The sequence below is a fragment of the Ohtaekwangia koreensis genome (assembly GCF_900167975.1).
In the GTDB taxonomy this organism is placed as follows: domain Bacteria; phylum Bacteroidota; class Bacteroidia; order Cytophagales; family Cyclobacteriaceae; genus Ohtaekwangia; species Ohtaekwangia koreensis.
This window is the reverse complement of the sequence record NZ_FUZU01000003.1, coordinates 989327-1011963: the sequence shown is the minus strand read 5'-3', so window position 1 is coordinate 1011963 and position 22637 is coordinate 989327. Positions and strand designations below refer to the sequence as shown.

The 22637-nt window shown below is 44.3% G+C and carries 14 protein-coding genes; 13 read left to right on the top strand and 1 reads right to left on the bottom strand.

Annotated elements, in window-relative coordinates; genetic code table 11:
* Complete coding sequence (locus tag B5Y40_RS23240; RefSeq protein ID WP_159453788.1) at positions 1 to 1389, top strand: DUF4302 domain-containing protein; 1389 nt, start codon at positions 1 to 3, stop codon at positions 1387 to 1389.
* 82 nt (positions 1390 to 1471) lie between these two features.
* Complete coding sequence (locus B5Y40_RS23235; RefSeq protein WP_079689219.1) at positions 1472 to 1927, top strand: hypothetical protein; 456 nt, start codon at positions 1472 to 1474, stop codon at positions 1925 to 1927.
* 18 nt (positions 1928 to 1945) lie between these two features.
* On the opposite strand, the gene B5Y40_RS23230 is transcribed toward B5Y40_RS23235, so the two are convergent.
* Positions 1946 to 3115 (bottom strand): LacI family DNA-binding transcriptional regulator, encoded by a 1170-nt coding sequence (locus tag B5Y40_RS23230; RefSeq protein ID WP_079689218.1) that lies wholly within the window; start codon positions 3113 to 3115, stop codon positions 1946 to 1948.
* Between the two features lie 196 nt (positions 3116 to 3311).
* On the opposite strand from B5Y40_RS23230, the gene B5Y40_RS23225 reads away from it, so the two are divergent.
* The 11 genes from B5Y40_RS23225 (at position 3312) to B5Y40_RS23175 (ending at position 22635) form a co-directional block, all read left to right on the top strand.
* A complete protein-coding gene (locus B5Y40_RS23225) occupies positions 3312 to 6344 on the top strand; it encodes a SusC/RagA family TonB-linked outer membrane protein (protein WP_079689217.1) in 3033 nt (1010 codons plus the stop codon).
* 30 nt (positions 6345 to 6374) lie between these two features.
* Positions 6375 to 7862 (top strand): RagB/SusD family nutrient uptake outer membrane protein, encoded by a 1488-nt coding sequence (locus tag B5Y40_RS23220; RefSeq protein WP_185145743.1) that lies wholly within the window; start codon positions 6375 to 6377, stop codon positions 7860 to 7862.
* A gap of 42 nt (positions 7863 to 7904) precedes the next feature.
* Complete coding sequence (locus B5Y40_RS23215; RefSeq protein WP_079689215.1) at positions 7905 to 8750, top strand: sialate O-acetylesterase; 846 nt, start codon at positions 7905 to 7907, stop codon at positions 8748 to 8750.
* Between the two features lie 16 nt (positions 8751 to 8766).
* Positions 8767 to 10785 carry a glycoside hydrolase family 2 protein gene (locus B5Y40_RS23210; protein ID WP_079689214.1) on the top strand — a complete coding sequence of 673 codons (2019 nt, stop codon included), beginning with the start codon at positions 8767 to 8769 and terminating at the stop codon, positions 10783 to 10785.
* A 2-nt stretch (positions 10786 to 10787) separates the two neighbouring features.
* On the top strand, positions 10788 to 12782 hold the full coding sequence (locus tag B5Y40_RS23205) for a sialate O-acetylesterase (protein ID WP_079689213.1): 1995 nt from the start codon (positions 10788 to 10790) through the stop codon (positions 12780 to 12782).
* 1 nt (position 12783) lies between these two features.
* A complete protein-coding gene (locus B5Y40_RS23200; RefSeq protein ID WP_079689212.1) occupies positions 12784 to 15063 on the top strand; it encodes an FAD-dependent oxidoreductase in 2280 nt (759 codons plus the stop codon).
* Positions 15064 to 15076: 13 nt separating this feature from the next.
* Positions 15077 to 17647, top strand: a complete 2571-nt coding sequence (locus B5Y40_RS23195) for a glycerophosphoryl diester phosphodiesterase (RefSeq protein ID WP_143785897.1) — start codon at positions 15077 to 15079, stop codon at positions 17645 to 17647.
* Positions 17648 to 17691: 44 nt separating this feature from the next.
* Positions 17692 to 19368 carry a sodium:solute symporter family protein gene (locus B5Y40_RS23190; RefSeq protein ID WP_079689210.1) on the top strand — a complete coding sequence of 559 codons (1677 nt, stop codon included), beginning with the start codon at positions 17692 to 17694 and terminating at the stop codon, positions 19366 to 19368.
* Between the two features lie 138 nt (positions 19369 to 19506).
* Entirely contained in the window at positions 19507 to 20139 is a 633-nt protein-coding gene (locus tag B5Y40_RS23185; protein WP_079689209.1) for a TetR/AcrR family transcriptional regulator, read from the top strand.
* Positions 20140 to 20181: 42 nt separating this feature from the next.
* Entirely contained in the window at positions 20182 to 21555 is a 1374-nt protein-coding gene (locus B5Y40_RS23180; RefSeq protein WP_079689208.1) for a TolC family protein, read from the top strand.
* 12 nt (positions 21556 to 21567) lie between these two features.
* Positions 21568 to 22635: an efflux RND transporter periplasmic adaptor subunit gene (locus B5Y40_RS23175; RefSeq protein WP_079689207.1), complete on the top strand. Its 1068-nt coding sequence runs from the start codon at positions 21568 to 21570 to the stop codon at positions 22633 to 22635.
* Positions 22636 to 22637: the final 2 nt, after the last annotated feature.

The following is a 22637-nucleotide window of genomic DNA, read 5'->3' as shown; positions in this document are numbered from 1 at the left end:
ATGAAATTATTTATTGCAATGCGCATGAGAAAAAATAATCAATTACGCAGTGTTCTGTTCGCGATCGGGGTTGTCATCCTAATGGCAGCCTGCGACAATGAATATGAACCGATCTTCAATGAAACTACCGACGAGCGTGTGCAAGAGGCATTGACGGAGTATAATACACTATTGCGCAGCGCTCCGCATGGCTGGAAGGCGATGCTATATACCAAGGCAGGTGGTGGCTATTTTTATTACTTTGATTTTAATGAAAATGGTACTGTAAATATGGTGTCTGACTTCAATGAGACATCTGCTGCTCAGCCCATGGACGGCACGTGGGTACTGAAGGCCTTGCAGAAACCCACTTTGACATTTGATACATACTCCTATATACATTTACCGGCCGATCCGGATGGCAATGTTAACGGTGGTACAAGCGGTGAAGGATTGCTGTCTGATTTTGAATTTACATTCGTGAGAGTATCCGGAGATAGTATCATTATGAAAGGCTTGAAGCACAGCACAGAGCTATATCTGCTGAAAGCGACCGAGCAAGAGACATCCCGGATTTTAGAGGATGGAATTGAAGATGTTCTTCAAAGCACAACGGTATACCTGGAGGACAACACAGGTTTAAAGCTCCTGTTACCAAACAACACCACTGTCCCTTTGGCGATCGATGTAGGGAGCAAGCTGTTTGCTGCACAATATCTCTCTTCGGATGAGAGTAAAATTGAGACCTTTATATCGCCCTTTACTTTTTCACTGGACGGTATTGTATTGAAATCGCCCGTTACTATAGGAGCATATAGTTTCCGGGAGTTGTTCTGGAATGAAGATAAAGGACTCTATACGGTACAACTGTCCAATCCGGTTGATTTGGTGAATGATACAGAGCCCTACTTTTTTCATCCAGCCACGCCGTTGCATAGTGTGATTGGACGCACCTATAAAAGAGCTTTAATGCCAGAGAATCCAGGCGTGAACAGGTTGCCGGGACAATCCGATGCATTCATTGAAGCGTACAACGAGGCCGCGGGCAGTTTACTGATTGGTCCCTACGCGCTTACCCTCCAGGAGATGAGTTATGTTTTTGATCCGGTTAACAAACTGATGTACTATGATGTAGTTATAGCGCAGACACGCAATGGTGTAACGAGTCGTTTCCTGGCAAAATTTGTTTACGAGTATGAAGTAAATGATACAGGCGATGTGAAATTTACTGCGATTGGTTCAAATGACAATGCCCAGGTAATTTCCTTTGACTTGCGTGTAATTCTTCAGCACTTTGATAAAGATACTTTCAAGCTCGAATATATAGCCGGAGGATTTCAATTGATAGGAGGCTTCTATAGTCAGAAAAGTCCGGAATATTCTTTTTCAGGATACTTGTTGAATCAATAAAGATACTTACTGTTAAGTAGGTTAGGTTAGTGGTAGTCTGCCGGGCGTTAAGTCAGGCAGACTTATTTTAAAGTCAAGCTATATGAATGTACAACGAACTATATTTTCAATCTTTATAAGCGCAGCTGCAGCTATACTCTTCGCTGGTTGCAGTGATAACGACAAAAATGACCCTTCTGTCGCAGAGCAACAAATTGAAAAACTCAAGGGCTCGTGGAAAGCTACCGCTGTAACCCTGGACGATGTTGCTCAAGGCGGTTACGATGCATTTACGATGGGTATTATGGCCAACACTGCTGCGAGTGTAAGCTATACCATTTCCTATAGTCCCGATCGTAGTCCTTGGATCTCAGCATCCGGAGGTCGCTTATTTTTTGACGAGCGGAATCCTGCTATATACCTGATCCGGGAAGATGAAGTAAACATTCAATATTCTGTTACCGACACTTCTCTTATAATGGAATTTACATATCAGGAAGAAGGAGGGAGAACGGAAGGAGTTTCAGGCAACTGGAAGTTTACCTTCACCCGGCAATAGTATAGATATAGTGTAAGATCAGAATTGTTTTTTAAGCGATGATTTTCTCACAATTAAAGTCGTCTTTAGAATCTTAGTCTCCGGTATAAAACAATCCGACACATCATTCATCTGTTTGAATAAAAGATTAACAGCAGTTTTGCCGATTTCTGCCATCGGTTGAGCCAGTGTTGTAAGACCTGGCTCAACCAGCGCAGAGGTGGGCTCATTGCTAAAGCCTACTACTGCAAGCTCTTCGGGAATCCGTATACCTTTCTCTTTTGCAACCTGCATGGTGGCAATGGCAGCGGGATCATTCAATGCAAACAATCCATCAGGCCGCTCGGGTAGATCAAGTAAATGCTGTGCGCAATGCAATGCACTTTCCGGATTCAGGTCGTGGTATATAATCAGCGATTCATTGATTTCCATCCCATGATGCAACAGCGCGTCCTGATATCCTTGAAGCCGGTCTTTACAAATCTGCAAATTCTGCGGACCAGCTATATGGGCGATGCGGCTGCATCCATTCTGAATCAGATGCTGTACACCTTTATACGCGCCATCATAATCATCCACAATAACTTTTGAGGCACACACGTCAGTCGTTACCCGGTTGAAATATACTATAGGAATACCAGCACGTTCAAATTTTCGAAAGTGCTCAACGTTGGGAGTCTTCCCCGTAAGGGATACTAATATACCATCCACCCGGCTCGACATGAGTACATTTGTATTGTCAATTTCGGTTTGATACGACTCATTGGACTGGCAGATCAGGACATGATATCCTGCTGGGTTTGCAATTTCCTGCGCCCCTATAATTACATACGGAAAGAAACTGTTAATGAATTCAGGAACGATGATGCCGATCGTAAGGCTTTTACTTTTTGCTAACCCGTATGCCAGCAAGTTGGGTTGATAATCAAGTTTCTTCGCGACATCAAGCACAGCCTTTCGAGTTTCTTCATTGATATCCGAGTGGCCGTGAAGTGCCCGCGATACGGTAGACTTTGATATCTGAAGTTCGCGCGCTATATCTACAATGGTGGGCTGATGCTTTTTAGACGAGACCGCTACGAGCGGAACTTCCAAAGAGGGAAGCGTGAAATAGTAATCACACCGGCCGCAATAGTAGCGTTGTTTGCCTCGTATTATCCCCGCTTTGGCAATGGCATCTACATCACTGCACTTAACACACTTGATCATCCGAACCGAATATTTCTGAAAAAATAGCGATCTAAAAAGACACTTGCAAACCGTTGCAAAACCAGGTCCAATGAACCCGAAATATATCGTGACCGGTTGCGAAAGCGTTCCCGGTACTTCTTGTTACCACTTTTCAATCGTTTGTTATTGCAGAAAATGGTTCAACTGGTATTTTTCCGAACCAAATCAAATGCCTATGAAAAAAATGTCTACAGGATCTTCTTACTTCGTGATAACCATAGTCATGCTGCTAAGCTGGTCGTCCGTGCATGCACAGACTTTTGCTATCCGGGGTAAAATTTCTTCCGAAACAGGCGACCCCTTGCCTGGTGTTAACGTGCTCGTAAAAGGTACTTCCAAAGGTGTTGTTACTGATGCTGAAGGACTATATATACTCGAAAATGTATTGAGTGAAGATGTGCTCGTCATTTCATTCATCGGGTATAATACAGATGAGATCGTCATTGGAAACAGAACTTCCATTGATGTTAGTCTTACGCCAGATATAAAAACATTAAGTGAAGTGATCGTTGTCGGCTATGGTACACAGCGTAAAATTGAAACTACCGGTGCCATCGCTTCTGTAAAAGCAGAAGACATCATTCAAACTCCGGTAACCAATGTAGCCCAAGGGTTGCAGGCACGCATGGCCGGTGTACAAATCACGCAAAACTCCGCTGCACCAGGAGGGAACATCAGTGTACGTGTGCGCGGAACCAACTCCATCAACGGAACGTCTGAGCCGCTATATATAGTGGATGGTATACAGATCTCCAACAGCGGTGGTGTGAACGAAGTAAGTCCGCTATCAACCATCAATCCCAGTGATATAGAGTCTGTAGAAGTATTGAAGGATGCTTCCGCGACTGCTATATATGGATCACGCGGTGCGAATGGTGTAGTGCTCATTACTACCAAGCGCGGACAGAGCGGAGCTACGCGTGTAACCTATGATGGATACTATGGTGTGCAGGAGGTAACGAAGACCCTCGATGTACTCAGCGCTTCTGAATTTGCACAGCTCGAAAATGAAATTTACAAGACAGCAGTATACGCAGACCCTGCCGGAGAAGGACAAGGCGTTAATTACCAGGATTTGATTTTCAGAAAAGCACCCATTCAAAATCACCAGCTCTCAATCAGCGGTGGAAATGATAAAACACAATTAGCGCTTTCTACAAACTATTTCAATCAGGACGGTATCATTATCAATTCAAATTTTACGCGGTATTCATTGCGGTTGAATATAGATCATAAAATCAGCGACCGGGTCAAGTTTGGAACGAGTATTCTGGGCAGTTACACCATTAACAACGGTACCACTACTGGTTCGACAGATATTGATGCCGGAGCTATATTAAGCAGCATTGTAGGGGCTGCCATAGGTGCACCGCCAACGCTGCAACCTTATCGTGCCGATGGTACTATATTTCCGTTTGGTGAACAACGCGATGGGCGCTACCGTGAGGTAACGAATCCGCTTGGGTTGGCAGAGGTATTAAACCGGACCGCGATTAAAAGAACACTGGTAAACCTATACGGTGAAGCTAAACTTGCTGAAGGATTAAGCTACAGGGCTTCTTTCAATGTAGACTTGCAAAGTAACCTGAACGATTATTACTCGCCACTCTATATAATCGCGAAGAACGATCTGAATGCAAACTCAGGTTCTGCAGCTAAAACAAATTCTAACAACACAGTATTGTTGCACGAAAGTATACTTAGCTATTCTAAAACTTTTGCATCGCAGCATAGTATAAAATTCACCGGTGTCTTTGCCACACAAAGCAACATGTTTAACAACAACCGTATCAACGCGAACGGTTTCCCGAATGATGCTACTAAAAATGAAGCGTTGCAATTGGCGGTTAACCGTACCGTTGGCAGCAGCCGTGCCGCTGAACGCCTCGACTCCTATATGGGGCGCGTGAACTATGGTTTTAAAGACAAGTACTTTGTTGATTTCACAGCACGCGTAGATGGTTCAAGTAAATTCGGAGCAAATCATAAGTATGGATTCTTCCCAGCGGTAGCTGCAGGATGGCGCATCATTGAAGAAGGCTTTATGCAAAATGTAACAGCGATAAGTGATTTGAAACTTCGTGGTAGCTATGGATTAACCGGTAACTCTGGGGCACTGAGTGCTTATCAGTCGCTGGCAACCGTATCATCTTCAGGAAGCGATTATCAATTTAATCATACGTATACCATCGGTATAAACCCCGATCGTATTGCAAACCCTGATCTTCGCTGGGAGAAGTCTACACAGCTGAATATAGGTTTGGATATAAGTATATTTGAAAACAGACTTAATCTGACTGCCGATGTATATAAGAAGAGCACAAAAGATTTGCTCTATGTAAAATCTCTTCCGTTATCGTCAGGCTATGGAAGTATTACGGGGAACTACGCTGAGCTTGAAAACAAAGGACTGGAGCTCGCTGCGAACGCACGGGTGTTGGATGGTGTATTACAATGGAATGTTTCTGCCAACGCAACTTTCAACCGTAACAAAATCGTAGATCTAGATGGAGGAACAACCAATGAACGTTTTGTTACCAATTATACTGTATTGCGCGTAGGCTCTCCGTTGGGATTATTTAAAACATATTTATTTGATGGCGTATACCAAACCGGTGAAGCATTCCTGCCGGGATCTGATGGCCGCACAGGCGGTGCAAAGGTCAGAGATTATAATGGCGATGGATCGATCACAGCAGCAGACCAGGTCACTACCGGCAATCCGAATCCTGATTTCATCTTTGGATTCTCTTCGAACCTGCGCTATAAGAATTTCGATTTCAGCATTTTTCTGTCGGGCAGTTATGGAAACGAAATCTATAACCTGAGCCGTTATTCTTTCGAGAATCCATTAGGACAACGCAACCTGCTGAAAGAAACAGCTAATCATTGGACACCGGATAATCCGAATAATGAATATGTCAGCGGGTTTCCTGGAGGGCGTTTACCGATTAGTGATCGCTTTGTAGAAGATGGATCGTACGTGCGCTGCAAAAATATTTCTTTGGGCTATACCTTGCCGGAGATCAAAGGCATTAACCGTGCTCGAATATATATCAGTGCCAACAACCTGTTCACCATTACGAGTTATAGCGGATTCGATCCGGAAGTAAATTCCTATGGAGGATCAAACACAGCGATCGGTGTTGATAACCTCGTGTACCCTGCCGCGAAAACATTTCTGGGAGGCGTTCAAATCACATTCTAAACCGTGCTGATAAATTATACTGGAATGAAAATGAAAAAGCATATTTATACTCAACTCATTGTTTTAACAGCCGCATTGCTTACTTCATGCGAGCTGAACGAAACTGTATACTCTTCGATCTTTACCGAAAACTTTTATAAGACAGGACAAGACGCAGAAGCTGCTATTACAGCAGCATACGATCCGATCGGAGATATGTATAGCGGTCCGGCTGCTGTGCTGATATCCGATTTCAGTGCCGATCAAACTTATCCGCGCGCGGTTGTAGGAAGAAATACACTTACGCTTTTCTCCTATGATGCAAACTATACTACGCAGAAGAGTTTTACCAGGACATTTGAATCACCACAACAGGTTTGGAGTTCCTGTTATGATGGAATTGAAAAGTCGAATTGGATCCTCGAGAAAGTTCCGGCTACCAACATGGATGAAAACCGGAAGAGTCAGATTCTCGGTGAAGCTTATTTTCTTCGTGCCTTCTACCACTGGATGCTCACCAAGAACTTTGGAGATGTCATTATAAAAACAAAGCCAAGCATTACAGAAGAGGAAGCCTATGCTGAAAAGAAAACGAAAGCGGAGGTATATGCGCAAATCTACGCAGACCTGGATCAGGCTTTAGCAACATCACTGGCTTCGTACCCGAACGTTGCCAAAGGGCGGCCGTCTAAAGAAGTTGTATCAGCGCTATATGCGAAGGCAGCGCTATACAATGAAGATTGGGCGACTGCTCTGCAGAAGGCAAACGATGTTATCGCTTCAGGGAAATATAGTCTGGTAGATGATCCCCGCGATTTATACCGTCCACAAACGGAGGATATAGCACGCATCGAAAACATGTGGGCCTTTGAAGCTGAGACCACCGTTCCTGGAAGGTCGCACCAGTTGCTGGGGCTTTATGGCCCTCCCGGTAGTGGCGCTCCTGCCTATGGTAAAACTACATTTGGATCACTATTCGCGTACCAGTCTTTTTACAATTCGTTTGACCCGGACGATGAACGCAGACTCTTGCTTGACACTACCTATATAGATAAAACAGGCAAGACTGTACCTCAAAAAAGTTTGACACCCATTACACAGAAAGCTGTACTTGTAAAGAAATACCAGGAGGAAAATAGTGTAGGCAGTAACACATCGTGCAATATTTCTATTCTGCGATTGGCAGATATATACCTGATTGCCGCGGAAGCAGAAGCACGATTGAATGGTGCTACTACAGCGGCGTACGATTTTATCCAGGCTGTGCGCGATCGCGCAGGTTTACCGGAGCTTGCCTCCGGGTTAAGCGAAACGGATTTTATCGATGCCGTTATACAAGAGCGCTCCTGGGAATTTTTTGGTGAAGGCGATCGCTGGTATGATCTTACGCGTACGGATAAATTCCTTACCGTTATACCGGCAGCTGTCAATGATGTATACCCTGCACGAACGGTACAGCCCAAGAACAAGTATTTTCCGATTCCGCAAGACGAAATCAATGCGAACCCATTGATCGATCAGAATGATCCCTGGAAATAACCACAGTATAGAATATATTCTTAAAAATGCAGCAGTAAACGCATGGTGACAAAAGAGGCTATAAGATTGGTAATAGGTTCAGGCCTGTTCGTTACCATGCAACTGCTTTCTCTAATGACAGTACAGGCACAACATCAACGGCTCTTTTTAATAGCAGGGCAAAGCAACGCAGTAGGGCAGGGCGATATGCATGGGTCTGTATATTGTAAACCGGGAAGCGCTTTTGAATATAGTATAGATTCAGATTCATTGCTACCACTATCGGATCCGGCTGGCCGTAATGAATTGCATTTTGAAAAAGCAAATACCGGAAGTATAAGCCCGTCATTTGCCTTAACGTATCACAACATCACCGGCCATGAAGTGATCATCGTATCAGCCGCTCGTGGCGGAAGTTCATGTCATGCGAAAGCAGAGCTGGATCCGTACGGTAGCTGGTCCGTTGCAGGAAGACTTCCGTTGTTTTCAGATGCCGTTGAAAAAGTGAAGCGTGCTATGGACAAGACTCGTGTACCTCTGAGCGGAATTATCTGGCTTCAGGGAGAACGTGATGCCAATGCGATCAACGATAAAAAGCTGACGCCACAAGAATATAAGGACGCACTTCGAAACCTGGTCAGCCGATTTAGAAAGGAATTAAACCAGGATATACCTTTTTATATGGTCCTTACCGGTTATTATAAGGACCATGATGTATATGGATTTAATTGTGTTCGCGAGCAACAACAAGCGATAGCAAATGAAGTGAACAATGTATCAATTGTGTATACCGATACAAACTTATTTGAAGAAAGAGGTTGGCTGAAAGACTCCATCCATTACAATCAACAAGGCTTGAATGCTATAGGCGCTGCCATAGCAGAAACAATCAGTGAAAAATTAAACTAACAGGAAGTATATCGAGATGAGAAAAATTTGGAAGTATAGTATAGCCGTATGGGTATTCGCATTTGCGACAACGGAACTTTTTGCACAAGGTGTCGTACGGGAAACATCGTTGCACGGTGAATGGTCATTTGCACTAGACCCGGTTGAGGTTGGCGAGAAGTATAAGTGGTATGGCGCGGACTTTAACTCAAGCCGTTGGGATAAGGTAACCGTTCCGCATAGTTATACCATTGACAAACGCTACCATTACTATACCGGTACCGCATGGTATACCCGAAAGTTGAATAAGATTACACTTCCGGAAGGATATAGAGCTTTCATCCGGTTCGAAGCGGTGTTTTATAAAGCACACGTGTGGCTCAATGGAAAAAGTATGGGCGAGCACGAAGGTGGCTATACGCCGTTTGAATTGGACGTCACAGAATTTTTGTCTGATGAAAATGTACTTGCATTGCGTGTGAATAATGCGTGGGACACAACCACTATACCCGGCTCCAAAACCGAGGTTGATTATCAAGGCACGAACGTCTCTCAATTATTTCCGTGGATCAATTATGGAGGAATAACGAGAGATGTAAAGTTGATCGTTCGCCCCGCAGCTTATCAGGATAAAGTGAGAATAGTGGCTATACCTGATCTCGTAAAAAAGACAGCCCATGTGAAAATAGGAATATATCTGCAAAATAAATCTGCGCAGTCTATCAAACCGGGCGATCTGAAAACAACTATATATCATTCCGGGAAGAAAATCCCTGTAAAGCTAAAAGTAACCGGTGATGCTATAACAAGTCAAACTCAAGGCTTGCTCACACTGGAAGGGACACTTGCAGCGAAAGATGTTAAGCTTTGGAATCATGACGAACCTATATTATATGAGGCTGAATCTGTTGTAGGAAAAGATACTGTACGGACAACCTTTGGTATTCGTAAAATTGAGATCAAGGGCACAAGTCTTTTACTCAACGGTGAGCCTATCCGCATGGGAGGTTGTAACCGGCCACTTGATTTTCCGGGACATGGATCCATGGATCCTCAAGTAGTTTTAGATAAAGACCTTATGCTAATCAAGAATGGTAGCATGGAGTTATCGCGCATCAGCCATTATCCTGTTTCACCTGAGTTGCTGGATTGGGCTGATCAACATGGACTGCTCATCATTTGTGAAGCCGGTAACTGGCAGATGACGCCCACGCAAATGGCAGATCCACTGATGCGAAAAAAATTTCAGGCACAAATGCAGGAGATGGTGGAACGCGACTGGAACCATCCTTCCGTAATTGCCTGGAGCGTTGGAAATGAATACCAGTCACAAACTCCCGAAGGCAAAGCATGGACAAAAGATATGTATGCTTTTACAAAGTCGGTTGACCCTACACGTCTCGTAACATTTGCAAGCATGATCGTATTTAATGATCATATTAAAAAGGCCGAGGATGAAGCGTCACAATATGTTGACTTTGTTAGCGCCAATATATATGGTGCGCATCTTAAGCATTTGCAACACGTACATGAGTTGTATCCTGACAAACCTGTCTACGTTAGTGAATTTGGAATTCGTACGGATGCTGTCGGCAGCGAAGAGGAACGTGTACTACATCTCAAGAAGGCAATGGAAGATTTTCGCAAATGCGATTTTCTTATCGGTGCGTCCGTATGGACTTTTAATGATTACGAAAGTTCTTTCCCGGGTACAAATGTAAATGGGTATCGCCCCTGGGGATTAGTTACTCCAGAGCGTGAGCCGCGCGCCATGTATACTACATGGCAGGAAGAATTCTCTCCGGCAATCGTAGAAATAGTAAAGCGAGGTACTGGTGCCGCCATACAGGTAACTGCTCGAAAAGATTTTCCAAGCTATACCTTACGAAACTACAAGCTCATGGTTTCAGGGAAATCTTATACTATAGATATACTGAAGCCAGGTGAAAGCAAATCGTTTGATTTAGCATCACCAGCAGGAGAAAACAAGAGTGTTTCCATTGAACTTCAAAAGCCTGGAGGTTTTGTAATTCTTAAGAAAACGCTTAGCCTGTAAAGATGGTCGGGATAAAATATATAGCGGCCATCTTTATTGTACTCGTAGCAGAAAGTATGTATGCGCAGCGCGTCAAAATGCCTGCGTTCTTCGGCAGCGATATGGTGTTGCAGCGGCAAAAGCCGATTACGTTTTGGGGCACAGCTCCAGCGAAGTCTTCGTTCGCAGTAACATTCAATGGTAAGAAGCAGAAAGTTAAAGCAAATGCAATGGGGGAGTGGAGCGCAGTATATCCCGCGCTTGAAGCAGGTGGTCCATATACTTTCACAGTACATACGGATAGCTCCTATACCTTTACGAATATAGCCATGGGAGATGTCTGGATTTGCTCAGGGCAGTCCAACATGGAATGGCCTTTACTTCGGACGTTCAATGCTTCTTATGAATTGCGTCACGCGAACTATCCACAGATCCGTTCTTTCACTGTCAGCAGGAAGGTATCGTCTTATCCTTTAAAAGATACAGAGCCTGCACAATGGAAAGTGTGTACACCAGCTGAAGCCGCAAGCTTCACAGCCGTAGGGTATTTCTTTGCACGTACATTACACGAAGAGCTAAATATACCGATCGGAATTATTCATACCTCATGGGGTGGTACTGCTATTGCATCGTGGACGAGTCTTGATGCGCTATACCAGCATCCTGATTTTCGCGGTAAGGTCGATACATTTCGCCTGACCCGTGTACAAGATCGTTCGGTGGAAAATCTCGAAAAGAAAAATGCGGAAGCGTCTTTGCAATGGTGGAATGCACTGGAGAAAAAAGACCCGGGTTTAAGCGAGCGTTGGTATAGCGAGCCCACATCCGAAAGCGGCTGGAAGAAATTTATAGCACCTGACTTCGGTGCCGATCATGAGTTTGCAAATTATGCCGGGTCGCTCTGGCTGCGTAAAACATTTAATCTGTCTGCCGAAGTTGCTACACGGGATCTGGTGTTGAACCTGGAGATTCTCAATGATATGGACATTACGTACTGCAATGGTGTAGAGATCGGGCGTAGTACGTGGGCGCCATCCCGGAGAATATATACTATACCGAAGAACCTGCTGAACGCAGGCGCGAACACAATCGTGATTCGTCTTGAACATCAGGCAGGAAACGGATGTTTTAAAACGCACACTGCAGGAGACCTGCGATTATTTGAACTGGCAGAATCGGATAATCCAATAACCGTTCCGTTGGCAGGTGAGTGGGAGTATAAAGCAGGCTTGCTTGCAAAAGACTATCCTGTAAAGACACCCACGATCGGACTTTCCAGAAATATAGCGGTGTTGTACAACGCGATGATTGGCCCCTTTACCCGTTTGGGTATAAAAGGATTTACCTGGTACCAGGGAGAAGGTAATTCGGGAAAGGCGTATCAGTACCGATCGTTGCTTCCTTTACTGATCAACGATTGGCGAAAGCAATTTCATCAGGGAGATCTCCCGTTCATGATCGTTCAAATCTCCGGTTATGGTAAACTCGCCGAAGAACCGGTGGACAATACCTGGGCAGAATTACGCGAAGCACAGGCAATGGCTTTATCAATGCCCAACACCGGATTGGCGGTTAGCCATGACGTTGGCGATCCTTACGATGTCCATCCCACACAAAAGCAAGTCGTAGGGAAACGACTTGCACAGGAAGCTCTCAAAGTTACCTATGGCAAAAGCGATTTGTATACATCACCGCGCTATAAATCAAACGAAAAAAGTGGCGACACAATCATTATACATTTTACAAATATAGGCAAGGGACTACAGTCCAGAGGAGCACAAGTGAAAGGCTTCGCTATTGCGGCAGCCGATAAGAAATTTGTATGGGCTGACGCAATCATTAAAAATGCTACAGTACGCGTATGGAGTAAAGAAATACAAAATCCCGTTGCTGTACGCTACGCGTGGGCAGGAAGCCCGGTGGAAAGCAACGGTGCCAATGTATATAGTATAGAAGGTTTTCCGGTCATGTCGTTTCGAACGGATTCGTGGGAAGGTATAACGTTAAATAAAAAATAGAATGTTAAAATCTGAAGATAGTTTATCTCGATCTTTTCTCCGCAAAGATATACAGGTAGATCTCGTTGTCGTCGGTGGTGGTTTGTCAGGTACATGCTGTGCTATTACAGCGGCGCGTGCAGGATTGAAAGTCGTACTGGTACAAGACCGTCCCGTGCTGGGTGGTAATTCCTCCAGTGAAGTACGGCTGTGGGTATTGGGGGCAACCTCGCACATGGGTAACAACAACCGGTGGTCGCGTGAAGGTGGCGTGATCGATGAGATCCTGGTGGAGAATATGTATAGGAACAAGGAAGGTAACGCTGTGATCTTTGATACCGTGTTGCTGGATAAAGTTGTACGTGAGCCGAACATCACGCTATTGTTGAATACTACCGTGATAGAAGTTGGTAAAAAGAATGCCGATACGATTTCATCGGTGCGAGCCTATTGCAGTCAGAATGCTACGGAATATAGTATATCCGCTCCGTTGTTTTGTGATGCATCCGGTGATGGAGTAGTAGGATTTCTTTCTGGTGCTGCGTTTCGCATGGGCGCTGAGTCCAGGGATGAGTTCGGTGAACAATTCGCGCCATCCGCAGAGTATGGCGAATTGCTCGGGCACTCGATATACTTCTATACCAAAGATATAGGTAAACCGGTTAATTTCATTCCACCGTCCTATGCGCTCGATGATATTACGAAGATACCAAAGTATAAAAAGTTCTCTGCCAAAGAACAGGGCTGTCAGCTGTGGTGGATTGAGTATGGTGGCAGACTGGATACAGTACACGACACCGAGAATATCAAGTGGGAGCTATGGAAGGTTGTGTATGGCGTGTGGAACTATATCAAGAACTCCGGCAACTTTCCCGAGGCACAGAATCTGACGCTGGAATGGGTAGGGACAATTCCGGGTAAACGTGAAAGCCGGAGATTCGAAGGAGACTATATATTACGACAGCAGGATATCGTTGAGCAACGAGCGTATACCGATGCCGTTGCGTATGGAGGCTGGTCGATCGATCTGCACCCGGCCGATGGCGTATTCAGTGAAAAGCCGGGTTGTAATCAATGGCACAGCAAGGGAATTTATCAGATTCCTTTTCGGTGTTACTATAGTCGGAATATAAAGAACTTGTTTCTTGCGGGGCGTATCATCAGTGTAACACACGTTGCGTTCGGTTCGACACGCGTGATGGGAACGAGCGCTTATGGCGGACAAGCTGTTGGTATGGCCGCTGCGCTTTGTGTGCAAAAGAATATACTTCCTAACGAAGTGCTGCGAAATGGAACCATCGCTGAACTGCAACAGGGTCTCGCTGCTATTGGACACTATATTCCGGAAATTTCACATGTAAATTCAAAAGACCTGATTCGTGCTGCTACCATTAAAGCCTCAAGCGAATATATACTAAGGGAACTATCCGAGTCAGGTATCACCAGGAATCTGGATCCTGCGGTAGCCCAATTATTGCCCCTGCAGCAAGGTAAAGTTCCGGATCTGAGTCTGCATGCTGAAGCCGATGTTGATACAACCTTACAGGTCGAGCTGTTTCTAAGCCAACGGCCCGGTAATTTTACGCCTGATGTTTTACTGGAATCACGATCTATACCTTTGGTCCCCGGACGAAATTGTGTGCAGTTGTCTTTCAAGAGTATATGGATGGATTCCGGATATGCATTTGTCGTTTTCAGGAAAAATGCTGCTATACGATTACACTATTCACTGCAACGCGTTACTGGTATACTTTCCGTTTTCAATCACATTAACGAAGCTGTTTCCAACTATGGTAAACAACTACCACCACCAGACATTGGTGTGGATGCTTTTGAATTCTGGTGTCCGCTGCGAAGACCGGATGGACTGAATGTAGCGATGAAGATAAATCCAGGTTTAAATTGTTTTCAGGCTGTAAACATACGGAATGGTATAGATCGCCCCGTGCTACAACCGAATGCATGGGTAGCGGATTTAAGCGATGCTTCACCTCGACTCGAATTTACTTGGCGTGAAGAAGTTTCCATCCGTGAGATCATACTCAAGTTTGATACAGACTTCGATCATCCAATGGAAACTGTACTGATGGGACATCCTGAATCGGTGATGCCGTTTTGTGTTCGTACATTCAGGTTATTGGATGAACATGGAAATGTACTCTATCAAAAGAATGATAACTACCAGACGGTTAACCGGATCATCCTCGACAAAGCTATACATACACACAAGCTGGTGCTTGAAGTGAATCACCCATCACAACATATACCTGCCTCCGTATTTGAAATTCAGTGCTATGCTTAACATCTATTACCACGTGAAAAGAATATTATATAACATTCTGTTTGTATGCAGTGCCGCACTGGTATTATGTTGCCAGCGTCCAGTGGAGTTAAAGAATGATCATCTGCATATAAATTGGTCAAACGACAACGGATGGAAGATCACAGCAATCACTTTGAAAGATGACTCATCGCAGCGATCCTTAGAGATTCCGTCAGGAGAATATACTTTACTATATAGTAAAGATAAACCCGACAGTACGCCTACTATATTTAAGGCTATCACAGGAGTAGTATTTCCTGAGCCAATCTATAAATATCAAATTGACCATTGGAAAAAATCAACGTCACCGGTGACATTGAATACAGCAGGGGAGGCCTTTCATTTTTATCCGGAAGATATAAAGTCTGTTGAAAATGAAATCAGTTTTACAAAGGAACTTTCGGTGGCGGTCGTTACGGCCTCCTGGAAATTTGATCCGCTATATCCCACCGATATATTGGTGAAACAAAGTTTGATCGCCAAACAAGATGGCTATTATTCATTGGCTACACCCTCTTTCGCAACCGTTGAAAAAGACGACCTCGCATGGGCTACGATTCCCGGATATTTTCAGGGAAGTGATTTTCAGGACAACTTTGTACTGGCCTATGCTTACGGACACGGGATTCCTAAACTTCCTGTTATATACCCGGATCGAACGGCAAGCACGCTCTCTCCAATTATTACTACACGCAAGGGTATATCTATAGCAGTGACACCTGCCCCGGGGTTGGCGCGTGATCCATGGGAGAAAGATCACAACACTCACGCCCAATGGAAGCTTGGCCTATCGCACATGAATCGGAAGGGAGCTGTGTCCCCAACGTTGTATTATCCCGTATTGGGTGAACCTGCTTCAAAACTGAAAGCAGGCGATACACTTGCCTATGAGTTTCGATTCAGTGTAACAAACGGTGATTGGTATAAGAGCCTGAAGCATACGGTAAATGATATATACCAATTTGATAATACACTTGACTTACGCGAAAATAAACAATCGCTGATCAGCCGTGTCGCTGCCATGCGTCATTACCTTATCAATGGAGAGACATCGTTGTGGAATATTGAAGCGTTTGAAGGTCGCAAGATCGGTGGACAATCCTACCTGGGAGGTGTTGTTGGTTCTTCTGGCGATGCCATGAAGAATTCAGACTATGGTGCGATGTGGATGCTGGCGAATGCCTCGGAAGATCCTATACTAAAGAGACAGGTGTTACCGTATGCGCTTAATTTTAAATTTGCGCAACAGCAAATGACTCCTGGCTTTTTTAAAGGTGCTGCTATAGGGCAGTATTATTTAGCGAAGAGTAAAAAGTTTGTTGAGGAGTGGGGTGAGTTTGTAGAGCCGATCAGTCTTACATATTATACGATGCTGGATGATGGAAATATACTCTTGTTCGAGCCGCAAAATACAGAACTTCGCAACCGCCTACGCCTGGGCGCTGACCTGCTATTAAAATGGCAGAAAGCAGATGGTAGTTGGGAAGTAGCTTACGACCGCCATACGGAGCAGCCTATATTTAAGGATATAAAAGATCTGCGTCCTACATTTTATGGTTTACTCGTAGCCTATCGGATTTTAAAAGATGAACGGTATTTAAATGCTGCTCGTAAAGGAGCCGACTGGTTGATTGAGAATGGCGTCAAGCCCGGTTATTTTATAGGTGTATGCGGTGATGCACGCTACGCACCTGATTTTGCTACAGGACAGACAGCCCAGGCGTTGCTTGATCTGTTCGATTTAACAAATGATGGTAAGTATAAAGATGCAGCCCTCGAAGCCGCACGCTTTTATGCTACTTCTATATATACGCATCCGGTTGCCAGTACTGCTGCTAAGCAAGTAAAAGATATAGCACGTGAGGATTGGGAGATTACGCAATCCGGATTAAGCTTCGAACATGGTGGTATCATGGGGTCGGCACAACGGCATGGGCCTATACAATTAGCCAGTCACGCAGGATTGTTTGTTCGTGTTTTTCAACAGACAAAAGACTCGTTATTTCTGACGATGGCGCGCTCGGCAGCGATTGGACGCGATGCATTTGTTGATCCTAAAACACAGGTTGCTTCTTATTACTGGAATGCCATGAACAAAGGATCTGGTCCATACCCGCACCATGCGTGGTGGCAGATTGGTTGGATCACCGACTATTTATTGGCAGAAGCGGAGCTGCGCTCGAATGGTGCTATAGATTTTCCACGCGGATTTGTTACTCCAAAAGTAGGACCGCACCAATCCTATGGATTTGAACCAGGCAAAATATATACTCATGATGCGAACCTGATTCTGCGCGATGGACTTGTAGTGACGGACAATCCTAACATAGAAGCACTCACGGCCATTTCAACAGATCAGAAAAATCTTTTTGTTATTTTGATGAACGACATCGGTCGTGGGCAAGATGTACGTGTCTCTATAGATATACAGAAGCTCAAGCCTTCCCTGAAAATAAAGGATACACAGGATGTAGGCACCGGTAAATCTATTACGTTGTCGGCTAACACAATATTTAAGTTGAACGCGTATGGAATTCAGGTTTTAAAAATTAATATCGAGTGATCGTGGCGAACACGACTCATTCTACATCTTGAACTATAGCACACATGGCGCAATTGGATTTTGTGGTGATGGCAGTTTTTGCCTTTCTTATTTTTTCGATCGGACTTGCATTCACACGAGTAGGAAGTAAAAACAGTCAGGCATTTTTTGAAGCCGGAGGAGAAACGCCCTGGTGGATCAATGGGCTTTCTTTATTCATCAGTTATTTTTCAGCAGGTACATTTGTGGTTTGGGGATCGATCGCATATAAGCACGGACTCGTAGCGAACATGATCCAGCTTACCATGGCAATCAGCGGACTTTTAACAGCCATGTTTATCTCAGCCCGATGGAAACGCACCGGTACGCGCACCGCTGCTGAATATATAGGCCTGCGGTTTGGCACAAGTGCACAACAGTTCTATACATACCTCATCCTTGTTTTGAGTTTGGTAAACACCAGCGCTGTATTATACCCGGTTGGGAAAATGGTATATGTGGCTACGCCTTTTTCTCTGAATGCCTGTATAATCGCGATTGGTATTATCATTGTTCTGTATACAGCAGCCGGAGGATTGTGGGCAGTACTGGTAACGGATGTCGTGCAATTTGTTATACTGATGGCAGCGGTACTCATTGTTATACCCGCTGCACTCGGAGATGTAGGAGGCTTCGACAGTTTTGTTCAAAAAGCTCCGGAAGATTTCTTTGAACCTTTCAGCAACGATTATACGGCTGGCTTCATGCTCGCATTTATAGGATACCAGACGGTATATATTGGAGGCAACTGGGCTTATGTGCAACGCTATACCAGCGTGTCGAGTGAACGGAACGCGCGCAAAGTTGCGTACCTGTTTTCTATACTATACCTGGTAAGCCCTGTTATCTGGATGTTGCCTCCTATGATCTATCGCGTTATCAATCCGGATCTGCAAGGCCTCGAACCGGAAGGTGCCTATATGATGCTCTGTCAAAAAATATTGCCGGCAGGTTTAATAGGACTTGTTCTGTCGGGCATGATATCCGCTACATCGAGTAAGGCCAACACCACGATCAACCTGGCAGCCGTTGTATTTGCGAATGATGTTTACAAAAAAGTTATTCATCCGGCAGCGACCGATAAAACATTGGTGTTGATCGCCAGGATATTTACGTTGCTGTTTGGCGCAGGAACCATCGTAGTCGCCATGCTCGTTCCACTGGCAGGTGGTATAGTGGAAGTAGTGCTGAGTATAGCAGCGATTGCAGGGGGAGCCTTGTTCGCGCCGATGATCTGGTCTTTATTTTCCAGACGCCAGACCTCCGTTTCAGTGATCACGACTACAGTGGTGGCACTTACGGTTAATCTTTTCTTTAAAGTTATAGTGCCTGTAATTTTTCATACAAAGCTGAGCCGTACTATAGAAACAGTTCTGGGTGTAGGGATACCGTTGTTATTGCTGGCACTTTTTGAAATATACTACTATACACGCAAGCACATTGATCCGGGTGCTCTTATTATTGAAAAGCATATACTGAAACATGCACAGACAGGCCATGGCCATGCACACGACCATCAGGAAGCCGAGCGTCAGAATCGTTTCGGTGTAAGCGTGATTGTATTTGCGTCTGCATTTGTAGGGCTTGGTATATTTGTATTAGGCTGGGCGGCCGATGTAAATTCTATTGTTATGACAGTAGGGGCAGGGATTCTCTTTCTCTCATTAATCGCCCTGATCAAAATTAAGGCTGGCAGGAAATAACACATCCTTCAGAAGAGCTAATTAGCTTGGACTGGCGCTGAATTAACGGTTGCGTTTAATTTTTTAAGGAAAAGGCAGTTTTTTACGCAACTCTAATTAACTTTACACCGTTAAGTAAAATATCAATTCAAAAAGGTTATGACTATTTCCACGAGAAAAGAGCGCCAGAAAGAGGAATTGAGGGCTAAAATCCTTCAAACTGCGAAGGAATTGTTCATAGAGCACGGCTTCGAGCAAACATCTATCCGGAATATCGCTGAACGAATTGAGTATTCTCCAACCACTATATATCTCTACTTTAAAGATAAGGACGACATCTTCCACGCTTTGCACCTGGAAGGATTTATACTCCTGAATCAATATTTCCGCGCACTCGAGCATGTGTCAGATCCATTCGAACGCTTGAAGGCAATCTCAAAATCATATATCAATTTCGCTGTAGAAAATGGAGAATTTTATGATTTAATGTTCATAAACCGATCTCCTATAAATTCAATTAATAAGGAAGATGCCAAGTGGGAAGAAGGTAAGCGTGCTTTCGGATTTCTGACCGGTACCATTACAGAATGTATAGAGAAGGGATACTTCAAAGGAATGAATCCGGAGGTATTGGCCTTTACAGTTTGGTCTATGGTGCATGGTGTGTGTTCGCTGGAGATTCGTAATCGCTGTGATGTGATCAGTGAAGAGAATCGTCAGGGCCTTTCTGATAAGGCGTGTGCTATTATTATTGAAATATTTGAGCGCATGCACCCTAAAAACATACAATAAATTTTTTTGCTCTACGACTTAACAGTGTAAACTTAAATATCAATGGAAACTTTTAACCCCAAAATCAAGCTTGCAAAACTCTTCGTGATGGCGGCATTCGCGATCATTCCGATGTCCTTGCAAGCACAGTCAGCCCTGGACGACTACGTGCATGAGGGCCTCAAGAACAACCTGTTGTTGCAGCAAAGAAACCTTTCGTTGCAACAGGCTCAGCAGTCTTTGCAGATCGCGAAGAGTTATTTTATGCCTTCTGTAACCTTGTTGGGTGACTATACTTCCGGATCCGGGGGACGGAGTATATCTATACCAGTAGGGGATCTGCTCAATCCGGTATATACATCGTTAAACCAGATGACGCAGAGCGATCAGTTTCCACAAATCGATAACGTAAGTCAGAATTTTTTTCCGAAGAATTTTTACGATGCACGTGTACGCACCTCTTTGCCAATCATCAATACTGACCTCTATGTGAATAGAACAATCCAGGGACAACAGGTGATGATGCGAGAGTTCGAGGTAGATATATACAAGCGTCAGCTTGTGCTTGATATCAAGACCGCCTACTTCAACTATCTCACTGCTGTAGCTGCTATTAAAATTTATGAAAGCGGACTCGCTCTCGTAAATAAAAATGTAGAGATCAATGAATCTTTACTGCGCAACGGAAGAAGCCTGCCTGCAAATTACCTGCGTTCGAAAAGTGAAGCCGAGCGCGTAAAGTCAGAATTGAACAGCGCCAGGAACACGGAAGCAAATGCTAAGAAATACTTCAATTTTTTATTGAACAAAAATCTCGATAGCACTATAGATATAAATATTACAAACCTCGAAACGACATCTATACCTGATACAACGGTTATCTCACTTCAACAGCGTGAAGAACTTCAATTGATCAAGACTGCACGTGACATTAATCAATCAACGTTGCGTTTGAACAGGCTTACGCGCGTGCCCAAAGTAAACGCATTCCTGGATCTTGGCTCACAGGCTTCAGACTGGAAGTATAATAACGATTCGAGATATTACCTCGTAGGTGTACAGCTATCGTTACCGTTGTTCCAGGGGTTTCGTAACGCAACCACCATCCGTCAGAGTAAACTTGAAATTCAAAAGACAGAATATAATCTGCTCAATACAACGCGACAGCTACAGCTCGCAGAGTCTGTAGCGAAGAATGATCTTCAAACTACCGTACAAAATTATCTCGCATCACGCGAGCAATTGAAATCAGCGCAAAGTTACTTTAACCTGATTGAGAAAGGATATCAGCAAGGAGTTAACACGTTGATCGAATTTCTGGACGCACGCAATCAACTAACTTCTTCACAACTGCAGCAAAGTCTGCGGTTATTCGAAATGCTTACTGCCGAAGCAAAACTGGAACGCGAAACAGCATCTTATACTCTTCAATACTAATCATTAACCTTTATGAAAAAATTCACAACACATTTTACGGTAACCCTGTTGGTTATGACATTGCTACTGATAGTGCTGCAAGCCTGCACCGACAGCAAAGGAAAAGAAGCCTCTGTTCCTTCCGGTGCTGAGCCAATCCCCGTGAAAGTAATGTCACTGCAAAAATCTACAGATGTAAGTGCGATCAATGCTTCCGGTCAACTTACAACAGATGATGAAACTACATTGGCATTCAAGATTGGTGGTATAGTAAACCGGGTGCTTGTAAAGGAAGGTGATAAAGTAAAGAAAGGACAGTTGCTCGCTACACTGAATCTTACCGAGATCAATACACAAGTATCACAGGCTCGTCATGGTTATGAAAAAGCAGAACGCGATTTTAAACGCGTAACAAGTTTATATCGCGATAGCGTTGCTACACTGGAGCAATTGCAAAATGCCGAGACAGCATTGGCAGTTGCAAAAGAGCAATTGCAAGCTGCGGACTTCAATCGTAGCTTCTCCGAGATTCATGCACCAGAGAGTGGTTATGTGTTGCGCAAGTTTGTAAACTCCGGACAAGTAGTAAGCATTGGTGACCCAATCCTGTTAACCAACGGTGCGGCTAGTGGAAACTGGATTCTCAAAGTAAGTGTGAGTGATAAGCAATGGGGTTCTGTTTCGCTGCATGATAAAGCTGCTATACATATAGATGCATTTCCCGGTCGTACGTTCCCGGCTATTGTGAGTCGTAAGTCAGAAACGTCAGATGCGCAGACCGGTACATTTACACTGGAGCTGCAAATAAAAAATGAAGGTGCGCGACTTGCTACTGGTATGTTTGGATCTGCTGTTATTCAAACAGGTGAGACGCAGTCTTCGTGGAGCGTTCCCTATGAAGCCGTGTTAGATGCCAATGACAATGAAGGGTTTGTGTTCATCACAACCGATCACAAAACAGCACACAAGCAACCCGTTATTATAGAATCATTCAACGGCAAGAGTATACGCATCAGCAAAGGACTTGAAAACGCAGAAGCGCTGATCATTTCCGGAAGCGCTTATCTCACCGACAATTCTCCTATCAACATTTTGAAATAGCC